This window comes from Streptomyces sp. NPDC085937, assembly GCF_044540535.1.
Classification (GTDB): domain Bacteria; phylum Actinomycetota; class Actinomycetes; order Streptomycetales; family Streptomycetaceae; genus Streptomyces.
Genome location: NZ_JBITSH010000005.1, coordinates 34,400 through 55,774 on the forward strand (window position 1 = coordinate 34,400; position 21,375 = coordinate 55,774).

The window sequence follows — 21,375 nt, forward strand, 5'->3', positions numbered from 1 at the left end:
CGTATGCCAGCCACATCCCCGGCGCACCCGCGCCGCAGACGCCGTACGAACCGTCTCCTCGCGACCGCCGCCGGTGTCCTCACCGTCGGTGCGCTGGCCGCCGCGGCCCTGCCCGGGTCGGCGAACGCGGGCGAGCAGCACGGCAAGGGCAAGGGCCACGGCCACGGGCCGAGCCGCTACCAGGACGTGCAGCTGCTGTCCTTCAACGACCTGCACGGCAACCTCGAACCGCCGACCGGTTCCTCCGGCCGGGTCACCGAGGTCCAGCCCGACGGCACGGTGAAGACGATCGACGCGGGCGGCGCGGAGTACCTGGCCACGCACCTGCGCCAGGCCCGTAAGGGCAACCCGTACTCCATCACCGCGGCCGGCGGCGACATGGTCGGCGCCTCCCCGCTGATCTCGGGCCTGTTCCACGACGAGCCCACCATCGAGGCGCTGAACAAGCTCGAACTGGACGTCACCTCGGTCGGCAACCACGAGTTCGACGAGGGCGCCAAGGAACTGAGCCGCCTGCAGAACGGCGGCTGCCACCCGACGGACGGCTGCTACACGGACAAGAAGTTCAAGGGCGCCGACTTCCCGTACCTGACGGCCAACGTGCTGAACGAGAAAACCGAGAAGCCTCTTCTCGAGCCGTACTGGGTGTGGAAGAAGAAGGACGTCAAGGTCGGCTTCATCGGCGTGACCCTCGAGGGCACCCCGGACATCGTGTCCGCCGAGGGCGTGAAGGGCCTCGTCTTCAAGGACGAGGTCGAGACGATCAACAAGTACGCCAAGGAGCTGCGCCGCAAGGGCGTGAAGTCCATCGTGGCGCTGATCCACGAGGGCGGCTTCCCGGCCTCGCAGAACTACAACTACGACTGCGACGCCCCGGGCGCCGGCGACGGCATCTCCGGCCCGATCGCGGACATCGCGAAGAACGTCTCGCCCGACGTGGACGCGCTGGTCACCGGCCACACCCACAACGCGTACGTCTGCACCATCCCGGACCCGGCGGGCAAGCCCCGCATGGTCACCTCGGCCGCGTCCTTCGGCCGCCTCTACACCGACACCACGCTGACCTACGACCGCAAGACGGGCGACATCGCCCGTACGGCCGTGAAGTCCGCCAACCACGTGGTCTCGCGGGACGTCCCCAAGGCGTCCGACATCACCGGCCTGATCGGCAAGTGGAACACCCTCGCCGCCCCCATCGGCAACCGCGCGATCGGCTACATCTCCGGCGACGTCGTCAAGGACGGCACCGAGTCCCCGCTGGGCGACCTCATCGCCGACGCGCAGCTCGAGTACGCCCGCACGCTGGACCCGGAGGCCGACCTGGCCCTGATGAACCCGGGCGGCATCCGCGCCTCGCTCACCTACGCGGCGAGCGGCGGCGAGGGCGACGGCGTGGTGACCTTCGCGGAGGCGTTCACGGTCCAGCCGTTCGCCAACACGGTCAACCTGCAGACCTTCACCGGCGAGCAGCTGATCCAGGCGCTCAAGGAGCAGGTCAGCGGCCAGAACGAGGCGGCGCCGAAGATCCTCCAGGTGTCGGACGGCCTGACCTACACGCTGGACCTGACGAAGACCGGCGCCGACCGGGTCGTCACGGACTCCATCCGGCTGAACGGTGAGGCGATCGACCCGTCGGCGAGCTACCGCGTCGCGACGAACAGCTTCCTCGCGGGCGGCGGCGACGGCTTCACCACCCTGGGCGAGGGCACCGACGACCTGGTCGGTGACGACGACCTGGCGGCCCTGGAGCAGTACCTGACCGCCAACTCCTCGGCCGGCTCCCCGCTGGCCCCGTCGGCGGCGGACCGCATCACCATCGTGCAGTAACCCGCATCACGACCGGGGCCGGCGCACACCACACGGTGGGCACCGGCCCCGTCGCTTTCCCACGTTCCCGCTTCCCCGCGGTCACGGGGTTCCGGGGACCTCCGGGGGCGGGGTCGGGGCGCCCGGGAGGCGGACGGTGGCGGTGGTGCCGCCGCCCTCGGCCGGGGTGAGGGCGACGGTGCCGCCCGCCTGCTGCACCGTGCGCGCCACGATCGACAGCCCGAGTCCGGAGCCGGGCAGGGCGCGGGCGCCCGGGGAGCGCCAGAAACGGTCGAAGACGTGCGGGAGTTCGTCGGCGGCGATCCCGGGGCCGTGGTCCCGGACGGTGAGGACGCCGTCGGCGAGGCGCACCTCGACCGTGGTGCCGGGCGGACCGAACTTCACCGCATTGTCCAGCACGTTGACCACCGCCCGCTCCAGCGCCGCCGGTTCCGCCCGCACGTACCAGGGGCGCACGTCGGCCGTGACGGTCAGCTCCGGGCCGCGCAGCCGGGCCCGGCGCACGGCCGACTCGACCGCTTCGTGCCAGGGGACGATCCCGGTGCGGCCCGCCTGGTGGTCCGGGTCCGGGCGGGACAGCTCCTGCAGGTCCCCGATCAGCGCCGCCAGTTCCGTCATCTGCGCTTTCACCGAGGCGAGCAGGGCCTTGCGGTCGGCCGGCGGGATGGGGCGGCCGGTGTCCTCGCTGCGGGTCAGCAGCTCGATGTTGGTGCGCAGCGAGGTGAGCGGGGTGCGCAGTTCGTGCCCGGCGTCCGCGATGAGCTGCTGCTGCAGGTCACGGGAGCTGGCGAGCGCGGACGTCATGGAGTTGAAGGACCGTGAGAGGCGGGCGACCTCGTCCTCCGACTCGTCCTCCACGGGGATGCGGATGCTCAGGTCCTCGGTGCGGGCGACGTGCTCGACGGCTTCGGTGAGCTTGTCCACCGGGCGCAGTCCGGCCCGGGCGACGGCCAGACCCGCGGCGGCCGAGCCGAGCACCCCGATGCCGGAGACGAGCAGCAGGATCAGCGCGAGGTCGTTGAGGGTGGACACGGTGCCCTTCAGCGGCACCGCCACGATGACGGCCGCGTGGGTGCTGGTCAGCGTGGAGGGGTCGTTGATGACCAGGGGCAGGGTCAGCACCCGGACGTCGTCGCCGTCCTCGTCCGTGCCGTTGCGGAAGATGCCCCGCGAGCCTTCGCCCGCGTTGGCGATCACGTGCCGGTCCGACGCGGTGACCCGGACGTTCCCCACCGAGCTGGGGAACAGGCAGACCGTGCCGTCCTCCTTGACCACCTGCGAGTACGTGTACTGGAAACCGCCCGCACCCTCGTCCCGGGGGGTCTCCGTGCAGTCGGTGAGGGCGCTGCGGATCTCGTCCACCCGCTGCGGGCCCTGCAGCACCGTCGCCTTCTTCAGATCCTCGTCGACCTGCTCGTACAGCTTGCCCTGCACGATGAACCAGCAGGTCACGGACACCGCGGCCACCGCGAACGCCACGGCCGCGGCGACCAGCAGGGACAGCCGTGCCCGGATCGGCAGGGCGCGGAAACGGCGCACCGGTCCGGTCACTCCGCGCCGCCCTGCCGCAGCACGTACCCCACCCCCCGCACCGTGTGCACCAGGCGCGGCTCGCCGCCCGCCTCGGTCTTGCGGCGCAGGTACATGACGTACACGTCGAGCGAGTTGGACGAGGGCTCGAAGTCGAAGCCCCAGACCGACTTGAGGATCTGCTCACGGGTGAGCACCTGGCGCGGATGCGCCATGAACATCTCCAGCAGGGTGAACTCCGTGCGGGTCAGTTCCACCGGGCGCCCGGCCCGGGACACCTCCCGCGTGGCCAGGTTCATGCTCAGGTCGGCGAAGATGAGGACGTCGTCGGACTCGGCGGAGGCGGCCACCGCCGCCGCGTACGTGCTGCGCCGCAGCAGGGCGCGGATCCGCGCGAACAGCTCGTCCAGCTCGAACGGCTTGACCAGGTAGTCGTCCGCGCCGGCGTCCAGCCCGGTGACGCGGTCACCGACGGTGTCCCGGGCCGTCAGCATCAGGATCGGCGTGGTGTCGCCGGTGGCCCGGATCCGGCGGGCGGCGGTCAGTCCGTCCATCCGGGGCATCTGGATGTCGAGGACGAGGAGGTCGGGACGGTAGGCCGCCGCCTTGTCCAGGGCGTCCACGCCGTCGACGGCCTCCTCGGTGTCGTATCCCTCGAAGGCCAGGCTGCGCCGGAGTGCTTCGCGCACCGCCGGCTCGTCGTCGACGATCAGGATGCGCTGGGGGGCACGGTCGCCGTCTGCGGGGCTCATCGGGTGGCGGGTCCTTCGGCTGCGCGCCGCGCGGCCGGCGCGGCGGGGGAGGGGACGGTTCGTCGGATCTTCAGCGTCGCACGTTTCCCGTCCGGTGCGTCAGTTCGTCGCACCGGCCCGCAGGTCCGGCAGGTCCGCCTTGACGGTGTTGACCGGGATGGCGAAGCCCAGGCCCACGCTGCCCGCGGCGGAGGACTCGGCGCCGCTGGGGGCGAACATCGCGGAATTGATGCCGATGATGTTGCCGTTCATGTCGATCAGCGCGCCGCCGGAGTTGCCGGGGTTCAGCGAGGCGTCGGTCTGCAGCGCCTTGTACGTCGTCGTGGAGCCGCCGGTGTCGCCGTTGAACTGCCGGCCGCCGAACTCGAACGGCCAGCCGTCGCCGCGCTGCCACTGCTGCTGCCCCTGGCTGTCGTCCCGAGGCACCGTGACGTCACGGTCGAGGGCGGAGACGATGCCGCTGGTCACCGTGCCGGTCAGGCCCTCGGGGGAGCCGATGGCGACGACCTGGTCGCCGACCTGCACGCCGTCGGAGTTGCCGAGGGTGGCGGGCTTCAGACCGGAGGCGTTCTCCAGCTTGATCAGGGCCAGGTCCTTGCGACTGTCGGTGCCGACGACCCGCGCGCCGAACGTCTTGCCGTCGTGGGTGCGCACCTGGATCTTGTCCGCCCCGGCCACCACGTGGTTGTTGGTGACGATCTCGCCGTCGTCGGTGATGATCACGCCCGACCCGGTGGCGGCACCGGACGACGTGGCGGCCTTGATCTCCACGATGCTGGGGCTCACCGCCTTGGCGACCCCGGCCACCGTGCCCTTCAGGGAGGCCGGCACCACGTCGGTCTCGGCGGCGGACGCGGCGGCGACGCTGCTGCCGCCGGTGCCGGTCAGCTCCTGCACCCCGTAGGCGGTCGTCCCGCCGACGGCGGCCGCGACGATCGCCACGGCCACGAGCAGCTTGGCCGGGCCCCGGGCGCGCCGGTGCGCGGACTGCGGGGCCGGGGGAGCGTAGGCCGGCGGGGGCGGCCACTCGGGGTTCACGTGGTACGGGTTGTTCTCGGGGGCGCCGCTCGGGCGGGAGTTCTCGCTCATGTTCCCGAGCGTCCCGCCCGACGATGAGAGCATCCTGAGTGCCCGCTGAGAAGCCCGACAGAAGTGCGTATGCCCGAAATAAAGCCCACCACGGGCGGCCGGCGATCAGTGGGCTTCGAGAGAGCCGGGGCGGGCGGAGCCGCCGCGGGATGTGGGTGCGGGCCGGTGGGGCGGGGTCAGGCGCAGCCGCAGGACTGGCGGGTGACCAGGCGGGACGGGAAGATCTTCAGGCGTTCGCGGCGTGAGCCCGTCACCCGCAGGCCGTCGTCCAGCACCAGGTCGACCGCCGCGCGGGCCATCGCCGGACGGTCGGAGGCCACCGTGGTCAGCGGCGGGTCGGCGAGCGCCGCCTCCTTGATGTCGTCGAACCCGGCGACCGCCAGCTTCCCCGGCACGTCGATGCGCAGCTCCCGGGCGGCGCGCAGCACACCGATGGCCTGGTCGTCCGTGGAGCAGAAGATCGCGGGCGGACGCTGCGGCCCGGACAGGATGTCCAGGGCGACGCGGTAGGCGTCGTAGCGGTTGTACGGGGCCTCGAAGAGCCGTCCCTCGGTGGGCAGGCCGGCCTCGTCCATCGCGCGCCGCCAGCCCTCGACGTGGTCGGAGACCGGGTCGCCCACGGCGGGGGTCTCCGCGGTGCCGCCGACACAGGCGACGTACTCGTAGCCGTGCTCCAGCAGATGCCGCACGGCGAGCTGGGCGCCGCCGAGGTCGTCCGTGACGACGGCGACGTCGTCGATGGCCTCCGGCCGCTCGTGCAGCAGCACCACCCGGGCGTCCCAGGCGTCGATCTCCGCCGCGGCCAGGTCGTTCAGCGCGTGGCTGACCAGGATCAGACCCGAGACCCGCATGCCGAGGAAGGCGCGCAGATAGTGGACCTCGCGCTCGCCGATGTAGTCGGAGTTCCCGACCAGCACCATCTTCCCGCGCTCGGACGCGGCCTGTTCCACCGCGTGCGCCATCTCCCCGAAGAACGGCTGGCGGGCGTCCGGCACGATCAGACCTATGAGGTCCGTGCGCCGGGACGCCATCGCCTGGGCGACGCGGTCGGGCCGGTACCCCAGCTCCTTGATCGCTGCGAGCACCCGCTCGCGCGTGGCCGGGGCGACCGGCCGGGGTCCGTTGTTGATGACATAGCTGACGACGGCGGTGGACGTCCCCGCCAGTCGCGCCACATCATCCCTGGTTACCTTGGCCACGCGCGGAGTCTACGCGGATATATCCCCTCCGGGCAGGGCGTGCCGGAGGTTGTGAACAGGAGGAAAACGGCTCGTATGGGCGAGCGCGATGCTCATGCGTGCGCCCTCAGGCCTTGGCCCGGACCCCGTCGGTCTCCCGCGCGGCCGTCTCGTCCGCTTCCGCCGCCTTTTGCCGGGCGTCCTTCGCCTTCGCCTCCTCGGCGGCCCGCTCCACCTTCTCCGGCGTAACGAATCGATAACCCACGTTCCGTACGGTACCGATCAGCGACTCGTGCTCCGGGCCGAGCTTGGCGCGCAGCCGGCGTACGTGCACGTCGACCGTGCGGGTGCCGCCGAAGTAGTCGTAGCCCCAGACCTCCTGGAGCAGCTGGGCGCGGGTGAACACCCGGCCGGGGTGCTGCGCGAGGTACTTGAGCAGCTCGAACTCCTTGAAGGTCAGGTCCAGGACCCGGCCCTTGAGCTTCGCGGAGTAGGTCGCCTCGTCCACGGAGAGGTCGCCGTTGCGGATCTCCATCGGGGAGTCGTCGTTGACGATCTGCTGGCGGCCCATGGCCAGACGCAGCCGCGCCTCGACCTCCGCGGGGCCCGCGGTGTCCAGCAGCACGTCGTCGATGCCCCAGTCCGCGGTGACGGCGGCCAGGCCGCCCTCGGTCACCACCAGGACCAGCGGGCAGCCGGGTCCCGTGGAGCGCAGCAGCTGGCACAGGCTGCGGACCTGCGGCAGGTCGCGGCGGCCGTCGATCAGGATGACGTCGGCGCCCGGGGTGTCGACGAGGGCCGGGCCCTCCGCGGGTGCCACGCGGACGTTGTGCAGGAGAAGACCGAGGGCGGGGAGCACCTCCGTCGACGGCTGGAGTGCGTTGGTCAGGAGAAGCAGTGAACTCATCGCGTCTCCTCACCCGCTCGGATCGGGGCCGCCCGGAACACGGCCGGCCTGCGTTCGTGCACGGTTCGCTCGCCCATAACGTCTGGTTCCTCCTCGGTCCCTGCGAGGACGTTTACGGCACTGCTGGCGTGCGTTCGAGGGCCGTACACCGGCGGTTTCCCGCGTTCGTATACAACGCTTCCGAAAGCACAAAAGGACCCGGGGGCTTCGCTGCCCGAGTCCTCTTCGCTGAAGAATAGCCGACATGGGTACCGATCCGGCAGGTCATGTGGCGCGATCCACCATTCGTCCATATTCCGAGACGCGGAATGTAACGCGAGAGGGCGGGCCAATACGGACGTTCTTGCGCACGGCGGACGGTGTGGCGATCGATTCCGTATACGAACCGGGAAGAGTCGTGTACAACCCGGGAACGGCCGTATACGAACGGGGCGGGGAGAGGCCCGGGAACGGCTCCGGGACCGGCCCCGACCGGGGTCTGGTCTTCGTCGTCGCGCACGGGTTCACCGGGGACGTGGACCGGCCGCACGTACGGCGGGTCGCGCGGGTGCTCACCGGGTACGGCGCCGTCCTGACGTTCTCCTTCCGGGGGCACGGGGCCTCGGGCGGGCGGTCCACCGTGGGGGACCGTGAGGTGCTCGACCTCGCGGCGGCCGTGGAGTGGGCGCGGGAGCTGGGACACACGCGCGTGGTCACCGTGGGGTTCTCCATGGGCGGCTCGGTGGTGCTGCGGCACGCGGCGGTGGGCGGCGCCGGCGGGGGCGCCGCCGAGGTGGACGCCGTCGTCTCGGTCAGCGCGCCGGCCCGGTGGTTCTACCGGGGGACGGCGCCCATGCGGCGGCTGCACTGGCTCGTGACGCGGCCCTCCGGGCGGCTCGTCGGCCGGTACGGGCTGCGCACCCGCATCCACCACCGGCAGTGGGACCCCGTACCGCTGTCGCCCGTGGAGGCCGTGCCGCGGATCGCGCCCACACCCCTGCTGGTCGTGCACGGGGACAGCGATGCGTACTTCCCGCTCGACCATCCGCGGATGCTCGCGGACGCCGCCGGGGAGCACGGGGAACTGTGGGTCGAGCACGGCATGGGGCACGCCGAGAACGCGGCGCCCGAACCGCTGTTGAGGCGCATCGGGGACTGGGCGGCCGGCCGGGCGGGCTAGCCTGACCGTGTTCACCGTCAACCGATTGAGGAACCAGCAGATGGCAAAGGTCACGGTGCGGTACTGGGCCGCCGCCAAGGCCGCGGCGGGGGTGGCCGAGGAACCGTACGAGGCGGCCACGCTCGCGGACGCGCTCGACGCCGTGCGCGGGCGGCATCCCGGCGAGCTCACGCGTGTGCTGCTGAGGTGCTCGTTCCTCGTCGACGGTGATCCCGTGGGTAAGCGCGCGCACGAGACGGTACGGCTGGCCGACGGCGGCACGGTCGAGGTGCTTCCGCCGTTCGCAGGAGGGTGAGGGATGACGAACCAGCCGTATGGGTTGTACGGGGCGTACGGGCCGGACGGATCGGGCGGGCCGGGCGGTGGGGCCTGGGGGCAGGGCTCCCGGGAGCCGCAGGCGCAGGTGCCGTATCAGCAGCCGCAGTCGCAGCCTCATGCGCAGCCGCAGGCGTGGCCCGGGCAGCAGCAGTACGAGGATCCGTACGCGGATCAGCAGTACACGCAGCAGTGGCAGGGGCAGACGTGGGAGACGCAGATGCAGCCGCCGGTGCCGCCGGTGGCCGCGGCTGAGGAGACGTCGTACCTGCCTCCGCAGGGGGTGGGCGCGGGGGTTCCGCAGGGGCATGTGCAGGGGTATCCGCAGGCGTCTGCTCCGGTTCAGGCTCAGGCGCCGGTGAGTGCGCCTGGCGCGTCCGCGCCGGAGAGCGCGGGAGGCGCCGGACCCGAGTACGGGCCGGCCACCCTCGCGGGGAACTCCCGGATCACCGACGCGCAGCGGGCGAGGGCGGAGGGGCGGTCGCCGATCATCGACCCCGGGATGCAGCCCGCCCTGCTCACGGCCGTGCTGGGGCTGCTGCTCGCGGGCGGTGCCGCGCTGGGCACGTACGCGCTGCTCGTGCCGCTGGTGGTGCTGCAGGGGCTGACCGCGGCGGGGTGGTTCCGGCTCAACGGGATGTGGCCGGCGCGACAGGGCATCGCGCTCGGGTTCCTGGGGGCGCTGGCGGCGGACGCGGCGATGCTGGTGTCCGACCGGTCGCCGGCGGCGATCCTGGGGACGCTGGGGGTGTGGGTGCTGCTGTCGCTGGTGCTGCAGCTGCGGTCGCACGCCGATCCGGACGAGCGGATGTACGGGCTGATGGCGACCGTCGTGGCGGCGGCGCTGGCGATCGCGGCGGGCGGGTATCTCGCGGCCGACGCGGACGCGGTGGTCGTGGGGGCGGTCGCGGTGGCGGTGGCTCTCGTCGCGCGGGCGCTGCCCGTGGGGACGGCGGCGTCGGTGGTGCTCGCGCTGGTGGTGGCGGGCGGGGCCGGGTTCGCGGTCGGGGGGATGGAGACGGACGGGGCGCTGTTGGGGGCCGGTGCGGCGGTCTGCGCGCTGATCGGTCACCGGGTGGCGGCGTACGACTATCCGTCCCGCTTCGTCCACTTCACGGCGGGCATCGCCCTTCCGCTGGCCGCGGCGGGCCCGGCCGTCTACATCCTGGGCCGCGTCTTCGGCTGAGGCCGACGCCTGCGGCGCAGGGTTCTGTGCGGTGGGGGCGGGCGTAGCGCCCACGGTGGGCGGGTGGTGCGGGGGTGGGGTGGGGGCGGTCGTCCTCGGTCTGGCGTGAGAGTGCGTCTCAGGAGGCACGCGCCCTCCGCCCCAGGGCGCCACACCGGCGCCCGCACCAGCGCCGCGTCCCCTGTCACAGGTGATCCACAATCGCCCGTCCGTCCCACGGACCGCACTACTCTCGCGTAGGGACGGCCGCCCGGTCGTCGGGGGCCGTCTTACGTCAGGTGGGGGACACCGCATGCGCGCACTGCGAATACTGCTGATCATCGCCGTGGTACTCGGCGCCGTCTTCGTCGCCGTCGACCGCGTCGCCGTGTACTTCGCCGAGGGCGAGGCCGCCGACCGCCTCCGGGCCACGGAGAACCTCTCGTCCACGCCCGACGTCGACATCAAGGGCTTCCCCTTCCTCACCCAGGTGCTCGACGGCACCTTCGACGAGGTGCGGGTCGGCATCCATGACTACGAGGCCGGCACCGGCGACGGCAAGGGCACCATCCGTATCGCCGACCTGCGTGCCGACATGAGGGGCGTCGACTTCACCGGCGACTTCAGCTCCGCCGTCGCCGACAGCGCCACCGGTACCGCGACGCTCGCGTACGACGAGCTGCTCAAGACCGCCAAGTCCGAGTCCACCCAGGTGGCGCCCGGCATCACCGCCGAGGTCGTGGGGCTGTCCGACGGGGGGAACGGGAAGATCAAGGTCGCGCTGGAGACCAGCGTGTTCGGCAAGAAGCTGCCCGAGCCGGTCTCCGTGCTCAGCTCGGTGACCGTCGTGGACGGCAACACCGTGCGCGTGCGGGCGGACGCGCTGCCGGTGCTCGGCGGCGTGGAGATCGCCGAGTCGCGGGTGCGCCGCATCACGGACTTCGAGCAGAAGATCGACGGGCTGCCCGGCGGCATCCGGCTGGAGAAGGTGCAGGCGGCGCCGGACGGCGTGGACGTCACGGTCACGGGGACCGACGTGCGGCTGGTCGGCTAGAGCGGTGTCCGGTGGGCGAGACGGTGGCGTCCGCTGAGCAGATGGGACGGCGGGGCGGGCGGGAGCGCGGCCGCGGAAGTGGGCGGTTTTCCGGGTAGTCGTATCGAAGTTCGGACGATCTCGTCTCAGGATGCGACACGGCGGTGACAGGGCCGCCTGTCCGTCCCTACGATCGACCCCATGCAGTGTCAGGCGAGCGTCCTCCGGTCGAGGGGACAGGCGGATCTCACGAAGCGGCGGGCAGTGGACCTGTGCCGTGTCGCCGCCATGCTCTGTCGCACTTTCTGAGCGGGCGCGTCTTTCCGTCCGCATTCCCGCCCCGCCGAGGGGATCCGTGCGCCGGCCCGGCCCGGGCGTGTGCGCACCCGTATACCTGCACGCCCCCCGCAACTGCCCCGGAGGAGAACAGCATGGCTCGCAGTGACGTCCTGGTCGACGCCGATTGGGTCCAGGAGCACCTGGACGACCCGAGCATCGTGATCGTCGAGGTGGACGAGGACACGTCCGCCTACGAGAAGAACCACATCAAGAACGCCGTCCGGATCGACTGGACCACGGACCTGCAGGACCCGGTCCGCCGTGACTTCGTCGACCAGGAGGGCTTCGAGAAGCTCCTGTCCGACAAGGGCATCTCCAACGACCACACGGTCGTCCTGTACGGCGGCAACAACAACTGGTTCGCCTCGTACGCGTACTGGTACTTCAAGCTGTACGGCCACGAGAACGTCAAGCTCCTCGACGGCGGCCGCAAGAAGTGGGAGCTCGACGCCCGCGAGCTGGTCCCCGGTGACGAGGTGCCCGAGCGCCCGAAGACCGACTACAAGGCCAAGCCGCAGAACACCTCCATCCGCGCCTTCCGCGACGACGTCGTGGCCGCCATCGGCACCCAGAACCTGGTCGACGTGCGGTCGCCCGACGAGTTCTCCGGCAAGCTGCTCGCCCCGGCCCACCTGCCGCAGGAGCAGTCGCAGCGCCCGGGTCACGTCCCGACGGCCGCCAACATCCCGTGGTCGAAGAACGCCAACGACGACGGCACCTTCAAGTCGGAGGAGGAGCTCAAGGAGCTCTACGCCGCCGAGGACGTGGACCTGGCGAAGGACACCATCGCCTACTGCCGCATCGGTGAGCGTTCCGCGCTGACCTGGTTCGTGCTGCACGAGCTGCTCGGCGTGGAGAACGTCAAGAACTACGACGGCTCCTGGACCGAGTACGGCTCCCTCGTGGGCGTGCCGATCGAGCTGGGCCCCGGCAAGTAATCCCTCTCCGACCGACCTCTCAGGAGTAAGACATGTGCGGTGCGAAGGCCGGCGGCCCGGACGCCTCGACGATCAAGCCCGGTGAGACCACCATCCAGGGGCAGGTGACCCGCGACGGCGAGCCGGTGACGGGCTACGTCCGTCTGCTGGACTCGACCGGCGAGTTCACCGCGGAGGTCCCGACCTCCGCGACCGGGCAGTTCCGCTTCTACGCGGCGGAGGGCACCTGGACCGTCCGCGCCCTGGTGCCCGGCGGCACCGCCGACCGCACGGTCGTCGCCCAGCAGGGCGGCCTGGCCGAGGTCGCGATCGCGGTCTGAGCAGGGTTCGTACGAAGGGCCGCGTCCTCGGGGGCGCGGCCCTTCGGCCTGCCCGGACCTACGCTGGAGACATGTACGCGCGCAGGCGGCACGTCTACTTCGCCATGATGGGCGGCTGCATCGGGCTGTTCGTCCTGGCCTGGGGCGTCGTGCGGCTCTGGTCGGTGCCGGCCGCGGTGGCGATGTGCGTGGTGGCCATGGTGATCCCGCCGGTCGCCGCGATGGTCGCCAACCGGCGGGGCCCCGAGGACCGCTGGTGGGACGACCCCTCGGGCGACCCGCAGTCCGACGAGTGGTGGGACGAGCTGGACGGGAAGAAGAAGGGGCCCCGGTAGGCCCGTCAGTACACCAGTGCCTGGGTGCCGTCCGTCATGGCCTCCTGCACGAACACCTGCGCGCCCGCGATCCGCACCCCCTCGACGACGTCCTTCTCCGTGATGTCCCGGCGGGCCGCGCACTGCGTGCACAGCGTGACCCGGCCGGTCGCGAGGACGGAGTCCAGCAGGTCGGGCAGCGGAGCGGAGTGCGGCAGGTCGAACTCGGCGGCCCGGCCGGGGAGCGCGAACCACGCGGACTCCCCGGTGAGCCACAGGGACACCTCGACGCCGCTGGCCGCCGCCACCGCGGCCACCGTGAAGGCCTGCGAGCAGCGCTCGGGGGCGTCGGCCCCGGCGGTCACCTTGATCACGAGCTTCTTCGCCATGACCGCATGGTAGTCAGCGGCCCACCTCGCACGACGGGCGCCGTACCCGGCCGCGTAAGCTGGGTGCCGGCCCTGTGCATACCCTCGCACCCCGCTCAAGGAGCACCCCGTGATCATCTTCTTCGAAATTCTGCTGGTCCTCGTCGCCGTCGGCGTTCTCGCCTTCGCCGGGCTGACCGTGAAGAAGCTGTACCAGGGCCAGCGCTGATCACCGACGCCAGGAAGTTCCGCTCATGATCGAGATTCCGTCCGACCTGCACAAGGACCTCGTCCCGCTCTCGTTCCTGCTCGGCAACTGGGCGGGCGCCGGCGTGCACGACTTCCCCGGCGCCGAGAAGTGCAACTTCGGCCAGGAGGTCACCTTCACCCACGACGGCAGGGACTTCCTGGAGTACTCCTCGCACAGCTGGGTGCTGGACGGCGACGGCAACAAGGTCCGCCCGCTGGAGTCGGAGCACGGCTTCTGGCGGATCGACGCCGACCGCAAGGTCGAGGTGACCATGGTCCGCGACGACGGCGTCGTCGAGGTCTGGTACGGCGAGATGGCCGACAAGAAGCCGCAGATCGACCTGGTGACCGACGCCGTGGCGCGCACGGCCGCCTCCGGCCCCTACTCCGGCGGCAAGCGGCTGTACGGATACGTGAAGAGCGACCTGATGTGGGTCGGCGAGAAGCAGACCCCCGAGGTCGAGCTGCGCCCCTACATGTCGGCGCACCTGAAGAAGGTCGTCACCCCGGAGGAGGTCGAGCGCTGGGCCAAGGCCCTGCCCGACGACATGCCGGACGACGGCATCGCGTTCTTCAAGTAGGCACCTGGAAAGAGCCTGGTGCGTACGCCCCCTGTGCCACTGCGGCCGGGGGGCGTTCTGCCTGTTAACGCGGGGACCCTTAACAAAAAAGCCTGCATAGCAATGCGCTTGCCGGATTCGAGTGCAGCGGCTACCTTGATGATGTCTTCGTGGAGCGGTGCCGAGGCGGCATGCATACGCGGAGCCCCGGTCGCAATGTGTCTGCGACCGGGGCTCCGGAGGCTGTGCCCTGGGCGGCTTGCGAGGCAGAGGCGGACCCAGAACATTCGTAGGCCACGTTAGCACAGCGCATCCATGGATGCGTGTAGGGGGAACTGTGAGCACTCGCCTGCCGGCATGGATGCTGCGTGACCTGTCCCAGCCGCGCCTGCGGCGTTACATTCGGGCTGCACACGGCGACGCCCGCACCGCAACGCGGCTGTACTGGTGGAACATCGAGGTGTCGGCCGCTCTGCTCGGGTCACTGCACTGTCTGGAATTAGCTCTGCGCAACGCTCTGCACGGCGCGCTGGTGCAACACCACGGCAGGCCGGACTGGTGGACGGTTGCGCCCTTGAACGACCGAGGGCGCAAGCTTGTGGACGACGCACGCCGCTGCTGTGGCCGCCGCCGGCGGCGCACGACGCCGGACGACATGGTGGCGGAGCTGACCTTCGGCTTCTGGGTGTCGCTGCTCAGCGCAGGCTACGACCGAGACTTCTGGGTGCCCGTACTGCACTCGGCGTTTCCGTACTACCGAGGACGTCGCGACGGTCTTTATCGCGACCTGACTTCTTTGGTCCTGCTGCGTAACCGGGTGATGCATCACGAGCCGGTTCATCACCGGCACCTCGCCGCCGACCATGACACCATTTACCGGGTGCTCGGCTACCTCAGCCTGGAGTTGACCAAGGAGGCACGGGCCATGGACCGCTTCCCGACGGTGATCGCGGACCGGGCGGATGTCCTGAGCGGTGTCAGACCACCGCAGTTCTGATGGGGATGAAGGGGTGACCGACTTCTTGGTACCAACCGAGGCGAATGACGAGACGGAGTTCGCCAGTGTCCTTGTCTCCCGGCCCGAGATCGCCCGCCTCGCCGGGGTGAAGCGCCCAGCCGTGACCAACTGGGAGCGGCGGCACCCGGACTTCCCCCGGCCTGTGACAGCCGACGCCGAGATTGAGAGGTTCCTTGCCCGAGACGTGGCCGACTGGCTCTCCGCCCGGGCCGTTCCCGCCAACGCCCGACGTCCGGGCGAACCGGCGGGCACGACCTACGGCGATCGGTTCCGCGCGGGACTTTCCGGCGGTACCCCCGGCGGTCTCCTGCGCACGGTCGAGCGGCTCGCGGGACCGGAGGCGGACCGGCTTCGGGGGCCAATGACGAGAGACCGCTATCTCTGGTGGCTGCTGTGGCTCGTCCTGGACCAGGTCGTGGAACCCGACGGCGGCCTTGTCAGGGCCGTGGACCACTTTCGCCAGGCGGTGCGTGAGCACGACCTGTCGCAGGAGCTGGTTCCTGGTGACCTGCTCAATGAACTCGTCGACACCCTCGGTCGTACCCCCAGGGGCTCCGAGCAAGAGAGCCAAGCGGCGTTCGACCATGTGCTGGTGCTATGGCGAGCCGCTCACGCGCGCGAGGGCGGTGCATTCTTCACCCCGCCATCCGTGAGCCGGGTCATGGCCGGAGCACTGGCGGCCGTACATCCCGGGGCGCGGAGCGTGCACGATCCGTACGGTCGCACCGGAGAACTACTCGTCGCCTACCTGGACGCCGTCATTGCGCAGGGTGCCGACCCACCGCCCCACGTCGGCGGCCGAGTGCCCGATGCGCTGGAACGGCAGGTGGCGGAAGCGAATCTGCGGGTGCACCATGGCCGCGCAGTGCGCCTGGACGAGGGAGCGTTCGCCCCGGCGCTCGCCCTCGACGCCGACCCTGTAGGCGCCTTCGACGTGTTGTTGACCAATCCACCCTTCGGCCGCCGCTTGGAGAACGCGGAGCCACCCCCACACTGGATTTACGGTCCGGCCCGCCGGTCCGAGTTCGACTGGCTACAGTACGTCGTCTCGCGGCTCGCTCCGGGCGGGCGGGCCGCCGTACTGATGCCCGCCGGGGCGTCTTTCAACGCCGGTGTCGCCGAGACCGTACGGGCCGGGCTGGTCGAAGCCCGGGTGGTGGAATGCGTGATCGCGTTGCCCCCCGGGCTTTTCACCCTAACTGCGGTCAAGACGCACATCTGGTTCCTGCGCGCGCCCGGGACCACGAAAACGGCCAGCCCTGAGGTGCTGTTCGTCTCGGGTGAGCACCTAGGACGCCAGGTCGGTCGTACCCAGTGGTCCCTGACCGATGACGACATCACCCTACTGGTGGGCGAGTACACGTCCTGGTGCTCAGCACGTAAGGCCGGACATCCCTCCGTGGACACCCCCGGTTTGAGCCGAGCCGTACAGGTGTCGCACATCGCGGACCAGGGACACAGTCTGGACCCCGCCCGGTATGTGCGGACATCCGGCGGGGGCCGGGCAGCCGCGCCCGACCCCATCGAGACTCGAGACCGGCTGGCGAGGCTGGCCGAAGAGATCGAAAGCCTGCACACCCGGGCGGCGGTGGCCGACGCCGACGCAACCCAGTGGCTCAGGAGATACGGACTGTGACGGCACTTGACGAACCCACACCACCGGTCGGCTGGACGCGACACCTGCTCAGGGACCTGTGCGAGTCCATCCAGGCCGGACCGGGCCAACGGGCCGAGGACAAGGGTCGAAAGCCCGCGGACCGCGGTGCCCCCGTCGTATTGCCGCGAGACCTACGCGGTCAGCGGATCGTCACCGATGACGTCGCGGCCGTGCCCACGATCCCTTGGGCGCGGGCGCGGGCACTGGCGAAGCATGAACTGGCCGAAGGGGACATCCTCCTCACCAGGACCGGAACCATGGGGCGCTGCGCACTGGTCACCCAGGAGCACGCGGGTTGGCTGTGCCACCCCAACCTGGTGCGACTCAGGCTGGTCGAGGAGAGGAGGACCGGGGCCGCGTATCTGGTTGCGTATCTGAGTGCTACGGGAGCATTGGACTGGATCAGGGCACGGGCGGCCGGCGCGGTCATCCCGTCGCTGAGTATCCGCACGCTGGGCGAGCTGCCGGTCCTCCTACCTCCTGCCGCCGAACAGAAGGCCATCGGTGCCACGCTCGCCGCCCTTGACGACAAGATCCAGGCGCACACCGAACTCGCCCGCGCGACCCGCGCCTACCGCAGCGTGCTCGCCGACGCTCTGACAAGCGGTTCCCTGTCAGCAAGGGAATGATCCGCCCCGCACCGCCCTAGACTGGACGCTGTGGTGAGCACCGACTGGAAGAGCGACCTCAGGCAGCGCGGGTACCGGCTGACGCCCCAGCGCCAGCTCGTGCTCGAAGCCGTCGACACCCTTGAGCACGCGACCCCCGACGACATCCTCGTGGAAGTGAGGAAGACGGCGTCGGGGGTCAACATCTCCACCGTCTACCGCACGCTGGAGCTGCTGGAGGAGCTGGGCCTGGTCAGCCACGCCCACCTCGGTCACGGCGCCCCGACCTACCACCTCGCCGACCGGCACCACCATCTGCATCTGGTCTGCCGCGACTGCACCAACGTCATCGAGGCGGACGTGGAGGTGGCCGCCGAGTTCACGGCCAAGCTGCGGGACACCTTCGGCTTCGACACCGACATGAAGCACTTCGCGATCTTCGGCCGGTGCGAGGACTGTTCCCTCAAGGCTTCAGCTGCCGAGTCGTAGGCTAGGCGTATGAAAAGCCCCCTGCTGACCCTGCCCGGCGCCGTCCCCGCCGAGGGCGTGGACGAAGGCGTGGCCGCACACTACGGCGACCTGTTCCGTGAGCAGCGCGCCCTCGCCGACGGCACCGGCTTCGTCGACCTGTCCCACCGCGGGGTCGTCACCGTCTCCGGACCGGAGCGGCTCACCTGGCTGCACCTGCTGCTCACCCAGCACGTCCAGGACCTGCCGCCGCACCGCGCGACCGAGGCGCTGGTCCTCTCCGCCAACGGCCACATCGAGCACGCGCTCTACCTGGTCGACGACGGCGAGACGGTCTGGGCGCACGTCGAGCCCGGCACCCAGGAGGCGCTGATCGCGTACCTGGAGTCGATGAAGTTCTTCTACCGGGTCGAGGTCGCCGACCGCACCGCCGACATCGCGGTGGTCCACCTGCCGGCCGGGTCCATCACCGAGGTGCCGGAGGGCGTCGCGGTGCGCGAGACGCCGTACGGCAGGGACCTGTTCCTGCCGCGCGGCGACCTGGAGGCGTACGCGGACAAGGCGGGCCCCGCCGCCGGGCTCCTCGCCCACGAGGCGCTGCGCGTCGAGCACCACCGGCCGCGCCTCGGTTTCGAGACCGACCACCGCACCATCCCGCACGAGCTGGGCTGGATCGGCAGCGCAGTGCACCTGCAGAAGGGCTGCTACCGGGGCCAGGAGACGGTCGCCCGGGTGCAGAACCTGGGCAAGCCGCCGCGCCGGCTGGTCTTCCTCCACCTGGACGGCAGCGAGGTGCACCTGCCCGTGCCGGGCACCGAGCTGCGGCTCGCGGTCGACGGGGAGGACGGGCGGAAGATCGGGTTCATCACCACGTCCGCCCGCCACCACGAGCTGGGCCCGGTCGCCCTGGCACTGGTGAAGCGGAACGTCCCGGTGGACGCCCCGCTGCTCGCCGGTGACACGGCCGCCGCCCAGGAGACCGTCGTCGAGCCCTGAGCCGTACGGCCCGCGGGGCTCACATCTCCAGCAGCACGGTGAACGGGCCGTCGTTGGTGAGCGACACCCGCATTTGTGCGCCGAAGCGGCCCGTCGCCACCGTCGCGCCCAGCGCGCGGAGCTGGGCCACGACCTCGTCGACCAGCGGCTCGGCGAGGTCGCCGGGGGCCGCCGCGTTCCAGGTGGGGCGGCGGCCCTTGCGGGCGTCGCCGTAGAGGGTGAACTGGCTGATCACCAGGAGCGGGGCGCCGACGTCGCTGCAGGACTTCTCGTCCTGCAGCATCCGGATCGACCAGAGCTTGCGGGCGAGCTGCGCCGCCTTCTCCCTGGTGTCCTCGTGGGTGACGCCGACCAGGACGCACAGGCCCTCGCCCTCGATCGCCCCCACCGTCTCGCCGTCCACCACGACGCTCGCGCCGTCGACCCTCTGCACCACCGCACGCATACGCCCATGATGCCGGTCCGCGAACAGGTGGCCGACGGCGGCCCACGGAACACCCCGGTCGGGCTATTTTTACTCCTTAGCGCCCATCTGGGGCGGATCGGGGCCACTCGCTCACATTGCGGCCGCTCGGGGTGGCACGATGCTGGCACATGCCGGTCGAGGGGACGGTTGAGGCACATGAGCACACCGGGGATCGGGCAGTCGTCTGCGGCTGTCGCGTTGACCCACGGGGGCGCCGGGGAACGGGAGTTCCGCCGGCCGCCCACGCAACGTACGGACAGCCCCGTGCTGCCGGAGGAGCGGGCGGAGGACGAACTGACCGGGCTGAGCCTGGACGATCTGCGCGCGACGCGGCGGGACGCGCAGCGCGACGAGGCCGACCTCAGCTACGTACGCCGGCTCCTCCAGGGGCGGATCGACATCCTGCGTGCGGAGCTGGCGCGGCGGGACCTGCCGCAGGGGGCGCCCGCTGCCTTCGCGCCGGGGGAGAGCTCCGTCGTCGACCGGCTGCCGGAGATCCTCCGGGACACCCCGGCCCGGCAGCGGTCCTCGGCCCGCCACCTGACGCTGGGGACACCGCAGAGCGAGGAGTACCGGCGGCTGGCCGCCGAGATGCTCGCCGAGGTGGAGCTCTCCGACCTGGTGGCGCGCACGGACGGCGAGCTGCACACCGCCATGGGCCGGCTGGTGGGGTACGAGCAGCAGGTGTCGCGGCGGCGGCAGCGGCTGCAGCGCACGGCCGACGCGTGCGGCGCGGAGATCACCCGCCGGTACCGGGAGGGGGAGGCGCAGGTCGACGACCTGCTGGTGTGAGGCGGGGCCGGGGGGAAACCGCGTCGACATCCGCCGGGGGGCCGACCTAACGTGACGTCCATGACCTCCCGTGCCGCCATGGACGTACGTCCCATCACCGAGTCCGAGTTCCCCGACTGGAACCGGGCCATGAACATCGGCTTCCTGCGGGAGCCGACCATGACCGACGAGATCGTCGACGCGCGCCGGGCGCAGTTCACGCCCGGCCGCTCGGTGGGCGCCTTCGACGCGGGGCGGTGCGTCGCGACGTTCCGTTCCTTCGCGCAGGAGCTGACCGTGGTCGGCGGGGCGGTCGTGCAGGCCGACGCGGTCACCAACGTCACCGTTTCCCCGACCCACCGCCGGCGCGGGCTGCTGACCCGGATGATGACCGAGGACCTCGCCGCCGCGAAGGAGCGCGGGGACGTCGTCGCCACGCTGATCGCCGCCGAGTATCCGATCTACGGGCGGTACGGCTTCGGCCCGGCCACCTGGACCACCGAGTGGACGGTCGACGTGCCGCGCACCGGTCTCGACCCGCGCTGGGCCGGGCCGGAGGACGGCGGCCGGGTCGACCTGGTGGACGCCGAGGACGTCCGCAAGCTCGGCCCCGAGCTGCATGAGCGGCTGCGCCGGGTCCGGCCGGGCGTGGTGAGCCGTGACGAGCTGTGGTGGCGGACCACCACCGGCGCCGTGCGCTTCCACGCGACGTTCCACGAGCCCTTCTACGTGGTGTACCGCTCGGCCGCCGGCGAGGTCGAGGGCATGGCCGCGTACACCACGGACGACAAGTGGGGTGACGGCAAGCAGCCGTTGAACACGGCGCGGGTGAAGTGGCTGACCGGGGTGACCCCGGCCGCCGAGCGGGCGCTGTGGCACTACCTGTGCTCGGTCGACTGGGTGGTCCGGGTCAGGAGCGGTCACCGGGCCCCCGACGACCTGCTCCCGCTGCTCCTGCCCGACCCGCGCGCCGCCGCCGTGACCACACACGCCGACTTCCTGTGGGTGCGCGTCCTCGACGTCGTACGGGCGCTGGAGGCGCGGACGTACGAGGGGGCCGGGTCGCTGGTGCTGGAGGTGGCCGACGCCGGCGGACTGGCCGGCGGACGCTACCGGCTGGAGGTGTCGGCGGACGGCACCGGGACCTGCGCGCCGACCAGGGAGAGCGCCGACATCGCCCTGGACGTGTCCGACCTGGGGGCGCTGTACCTCGGGGACGAGTCGGCGGTGCGGCTCGCGGCGCTGGGCCGGGTCCGGGAAGAACGAGCGGGCGCCGCCCGTACGGCCGACGCCCTGCTGCGTACGTCCGGACGACCGTGGTGTCCGGACGTGTTCTGAGCGCTGTCAC

24 protein-coding genes are annotated in these 21,375 nt (G+C 71.2%); 17 read left to right on the forward strand and 7 right to left on the reverse strand.

The features are described 5' to 3' along the window. The first annotated feature begins 3 nt into the window (after positions 1-3). Positions 4-1,827 (forward strand): bifunctional metallophosphatase/5'-nucleotidase, encoded by a 1,824-nt coding sequence (locus ACIF8S_RS12800; protein WP_399999071.1) that lies wholly within the window; start codon positions 4-6, stop codon positions 1,825-1,827. Positions 1,828-1,908: 81 nt separating this feature from the next. Here ACIF8S_RS12800 and ACIF8S_RS12805 read toward each other — a convergent pair whose 3' ends face one another. The 5 genes from ACIF8S_RS12805 to ACIF8S_RS12825 all read right to left on the reverse strand — a co-directional run bounded on the left by ACIF8S_RS12805 (position 1,909) and on the right by ACIF8S_RS12825 (position 7,283). Next, positions 1,909-3,378, reverse strand: coding sequence for a sensor histidine kinase (locus ACIF8S_RS12805; RefSeq protein ID WP_399999072.1), 1,470 nt, complete (start codon positions 3,376-3,378; stop codon positions 1,909-1,911). After that, complete coding sequence (locus ACIF8S_RS12810) at positions 3,375-4,109, reverse strand: response regulator transcription factor (protein WP_399999074.1); 735 nt, start codon at positions 4,107-4,109, stop codon at positions 3,375-3,377. Before ACIF8S_RS12810 ends, ACIF8S_RS12805 begins: the two co-directional genes overlap by 4 nt. A gap of 99 nt (positions 4,110-4,208) precedes the next feature. Continuing rightward, positions 4,209-5,198 (reverse strand): S1C family serine protease, encoded by a 990-nt coding sequence (locus ACIF8S_RS12815; protein ID WP_399999075.1) that lies wholly within the window; start codon positions 5,196-5,198, stop codon positions 4,209-4,211. Positions 5,199-5,374: 176 nt separating this feature from the next. Beyond that, on the reverse strand, positions 5,375-6,397 hold the full coding sequence (locus ACIF8S_RS12820; RefSeq protein WP_399999077.1) for a LacI family DNA-binding transcriptional regulator: 1,023 nt from the start codon (positions 6,395-6,397) through the stop codon (positions 5,375-5,377). A 106-nt stretch (positions 6,398-6,503) separates the two neighbouring features. Then, positions 6,504-7,283 carry a response regulator transcription factor gene (locus ACIF8S_RS12825; RefSeq protein WP_349799092.1) on the reverse strand — a complete coding sequence of 260 codons (780 nt, stop codon included), beginning with the start codon at positions 7,281-7,283 and terminating at the stop codon, positions 6,504-6,506. Between the two features lie 244 nt (positions 7,284-7,527). Between ACIF8S_RS12825 and ACIF8S_RS12830 the strand changes: the two genes are divergently transcribed. From ACIF8S_RS12830 to ACIF8S_RS12865, 8 genes are all read left to right on the forward strand, one after another. Continuing rightward, positions 7,528-8,442, forward strand: coding sequence for an alpha/beta hydrolase (locus ACIF8S_RS12830; protein WP_399999079.1), 915 nt, complete (start codon positions 7,528-7,530; stop codon positions 8,440-8,442). A gap of 40 nt (positions 8,443-8,482) precedes the next feature. Continuing rightward, on the forward strand, positions 8,483-8,737 hold the full coding sequence (locus ACIF8S_RS12835) for a MoaD/ThiS family protein (protein WP_145826652.1): 255 nt from the start codon (positions 8,483-8,485) through the stop codon (positions 8,735-8,737). Positions 8,738-8,740: 3 nt separating this feature from the next. Further along, entirely contained in the window at positions 8,741-9,943 is a 1,203-nt protein-coding gene (locus tag ACIF8S_RS12840; protein ID WP_399999081.1) for a hypothetical protein, read from the forward strand. 292 nt (positions 9,944-10,235) lie between these two features. Next, positions 10,236-10,976 (forward strand): DUF2993 domain-containing protein, encoded by a 741-nt coding sequence (locus ACIF8S_RS12845; RefSeq protein WP_349799085.1) that lies wholly within the window; start codon positions 10,236-10,238, stop codon positions 10,974-10,976. A 180-nt stretch (positions 10,977-11,156) separates the two neighbouring features. Then, positions 11,157-11,264, forward strand: coding sequence for a putative leader peptide (locus ACIF8S_RS12850; protein WP_356788782.1), 108 nt, complete (start codon positions 11,157-11,159; stop codon positions 11,262-11,264). Positions 11,265-11,386: 122 nt separating this feature from the next. Then, on the forward strand, positions 11,387-12,232 hold the full coding sequence (locus ACIF8S_RS12855) for a sulfurtransferase (protein WP_399999083.1): 846 nt from the start codon (positions 11,387-11,389) through the stop codon (positions 12,230-12,232). Between the two features lie 32 nt (positions 12,233-12,264). Further along, positions 12,265-12,552, forward strand: a complete 288-nt coding sequence (locus ACIF8S_RS12860) for a DUF1416 domain-containing protein (protein ID WP_004986406.1) — start codon at positions 12,265-12,267, stop codon at positions 12,550-12,552. 71 nt (positions 12,553-12,623) lie between these two features. After that, complete coding sequence (locus tag ACIF8S_RS12865; protein ID WP_024884071.1) at positions 12,624-12,887, forward strand: DUF3099 domain-containing protein; 264 nt, start codon at positions 12,624-12,626, stop codon at positions 12,885-12,887. A 5-nt stretch (positions 12,888-12,892) separates the two neighbouring features. Here the strand turns inward: ACIF8S_RS12865 and ACIF8S_RS12870 are convergent, their stop codons facing one another. Beyond that, positions 12,893-13,255, reverse strand: a complete 363-nt coding sequence (locus ACIF8S_RS12870; RefSeq protein WP_349799079.1) for a DsrE family protein — start codon at positions 13,253-13,255, stop codon at positions 12,893-12,895. Positions 13,256-13,488: 233 nt separating this feature from the next. On the opposite strand from ACIF8S_RS12870, the gene ACIF8S_RS12875 reads away from it, so the two are divergent. From ACIF8S_RS12875 to ACIF8S_RS12900, 6 genes are all read left to right on the forward strand, one after another. Then, entirely contained in the window at positions 13,489-14,064 is a 576-nt protein-coding gene (locus ACIF8S_RS12875) for an FABP family protein (RefSeq protein ID WP_399999085.1), read from the forward strand. 316 nt (positions 14,065-14,380) lie between these two features. Beyond that, positions 14,381-15,040 (forward strand): hypothetical protein, encoded by a 660-nt coding sequence (locus ACIF8S_RS12880; protein ID WP_399999086.1) that lies wholly within the window; start codon positions 14,381-14,383, stop codon positions 15,038-15,040. A 13-nt stretch (positions 15,041-15,053) separates the two neighbouring features. After that, positions 15,054-16,697, forward strand: a complete 1,644-nt coding sequence (locus tag ACIF8S_RS12885; protein WP_399999088.1) for an N-6 DNA methylase — start codon at positions 15,054-15,056, stop codon at positions 16,695-16,697. Beyond that, positions 16,694-17,347 carry a restriction endonuclease subunit S gene (locus ACIF8S_RS12890; protein WP_399999089.1) on the forward strand — a complete coding sequence of 218 codons (654 nt, stop codon included), beginning with the start codon at positions 16,694-16,696 and terminating at the stop codon, positions 17,345-17,347. The genes ACIF8S_RS12885 and ACIF8S_RS12890 overlap by 4 nt, the downstream gene beginning before the upstream one ends. A 30-nt stretch (positions 17,348-17,377) precedes the next feature. Continuing rightward, positions 17,378-17,815 (forward strand): transcriptional repressor, encoded by a 438-nt coding sequence (locus ACIF8S_RS12895; RefSeq protein ID WP_349799075.1) that lies wholly within the window; start codon positions 17,378-17,380, stop codon positions 17,813-17,815. Positions 17,816-17,824: 9 nt separating this feature from the next. Then, positions 17,825-18,790, forward strand: coding sequence for a YgfZ/GcvT domain-containing protein (locus tag ACIF8S_RS12900; RefSeq protein WP_399999092.1), 966 nt, complete (start codon positions 17,825-17,827; stop codon positions 18,788-18,790). A gap of 19 nt (positions 18,791-18,809) precedes the next feature. On the opposite strand, the gene dtd is transcribed toward ACIF8S_RS12900, so the two are convergent. Further along, complete coding sequence (dtd, locus tag ACIF8S_RS12905) at positions 18,810-19,235, reverse strand: D-aminoacyl-tRNA deacylase (protein ID WP_399999093.1); 426 nt, start codon at positions 19,233-19,235, stop codon at positions 18,810-18,812. Between the two features lie 177 nt (positions 19,236-19,412). On the opposite strand from dtd, the gene ACIF8S_RS12910 reads away from it, so the two are divergent. Both ACIF8S_RS12910 and ACIF8S_RS12915 read left to right on the forward strand, forming a co-directional pair. Continuing rightward, positions 19,413-20,048, forward strand: coding sequence for an aerial mycelium formation protein (locus ACIF8S_RS12910; protein WP_399999095.1), 636 nt, complete (start codon positions 19,413-19,415; stop codon positions 20,046-20,048). Between the two features lie 60 nt (positions 20,049-20,108). Next, a complete protein-coding gene (locus ACIF8S_RS12915; RefSeq protein WP_399999096.1) occupies positions 20,109-21,365 on the forward strand; it encodes a GNAT family N-acetyltransferase in 1,257 nt (418 codons plus the stop codon). Positions 21,366-21,375 lie beyond the last annotated feature (10 nt).

Bases quoted from the DNA above. Each gene is read 5' to 3' on its own strand.
- ACIF8S_RS12845 (WP_349799085.1), top strand. From the start codon at position 10,236: ATGCGCGCACTGCGAATACTGCTGATCATCGCCGTGGTACTCGGCGCC.
- ACIF8S_RS12915 (WP_399999096.1), top strand. From the start codon at position 20,109: ATGACCTCCCGTGCCGCCATGGACGTACGTCCCATCACCGAGTCCGAG.
- dtd (WP_399999093.1), bottom strand. From the start codon at position 19,235: ATGCGTGCGGTGGTGCAGAGGGTCGACGGCGCGAGCGTCGTGGTGGAC.
- ACIF8S_RS12870 (WP_349799079.1), bottom strand. From the start codon at position 13,255: ATGGCGAAGAAGCTCGTGATCAAGGTGACCGCCGGGGCCGACGCCCCC.
- ACIF8S_RS12840 (WP_399999081.1), top strand. From the start codon at position 8,741: ATGACGAACCAGCCGTATGGGTTGTACGGGGCGTACGGGCCGGACGGA.
- ACIF8S_RS12830 (WP_399999079.1), top strand. From the start codon at position 7,528: ATGGGTACCGATCCGGCAGGTCATGTGGCGCGATCCACCATTCGTCCA.
- ACIF8S_RS12860 (WP_004986406.1), top strand. From the start codon at position 12,265: ATGTGCGGTGCGAAGGCCGGCGGCCCGGACGCCTCGACGATCAAGCCC.
- ACIF8S_RS12855 (WP_399999083.1), top strand. From the start codon at position 11,387: ATGGCTCGCAGTGACGTCCTGGTCGACGCCGATTGGGTCCAGGAGCAC.
- ACIF8S_RS12810 (WP_399999074.1), bottom strand. From the start codon at position 4,109: ATGAGCCCCGCAGACGGCGACCGTGCCCCCCAGCGCATCCTGATCGTC.
- ACIF8S_RS12800 (WP_399999071.1), top strand. From the start codon at position 4: ATGCCAGCCACATCCCCGGCGCACCCGCGCCGCAGACGCCGTACGAAC.
- ACIF8S_RS12850 (WP_356788782.1), top strand. From the start codon at position 11,157: ATGCAGTGTCAGGCGAGCGTCCTCCGGTCGAGGGGACAGGCGGATCTC.
- ACIF8S_RS12815 (WP_399999075.1), bottom strand. From the start codon at position 5,198: ATGAGCGAGAACTCCCGCCCGAGCGGCGCCCCCGAGAACAACCCGTAC.
- ACIF8S_RS12900 (WP_399999092.1), top strand. From the start codon at position 17,825: ATGAAAAGCCCCCTGCTGACCCTGCCCGGCGCCGTCCCCGCCGAGGGC.
- ACIF8S_RS12910 (WP_399999095.1), top strand. From the start codon at position 19,413: ATGAGCACACCGGGGATCGGGCAGTCGTCTGCGGCTGTCGCGTTGACC.
- ACIF8S_RS12865 (WP_024884071.1), top strand. From the start codon at position 12,624: ATGTACGCGCGCAGGCGGCACGTCTACTTCGCCATGATGGGCGGCTGC.
- ACIF8S_RS12835 (WP_145826652.1), top strand. From the start codon at position 8,483: ATGGCAAAGGTCACGGTGCGGTACTGGGCCGCCGCCAAGGCCGCGGCG.
- ACIF8S_RS12825 (WP_349799092.1), bottom strand. From the start codon at position 7,283: ATGAGTTCACTGCTTCTCCTGACCAACGCACTCCAGCCGTCGACGGAG.
- ACIF8S_RS12875 (WP_399999085.1), top strand. From the start codon at position 13,489: ATGATCGAGATTCCGTCCGACCTGCACAAGGACCTCGTCCCGCTCTCG.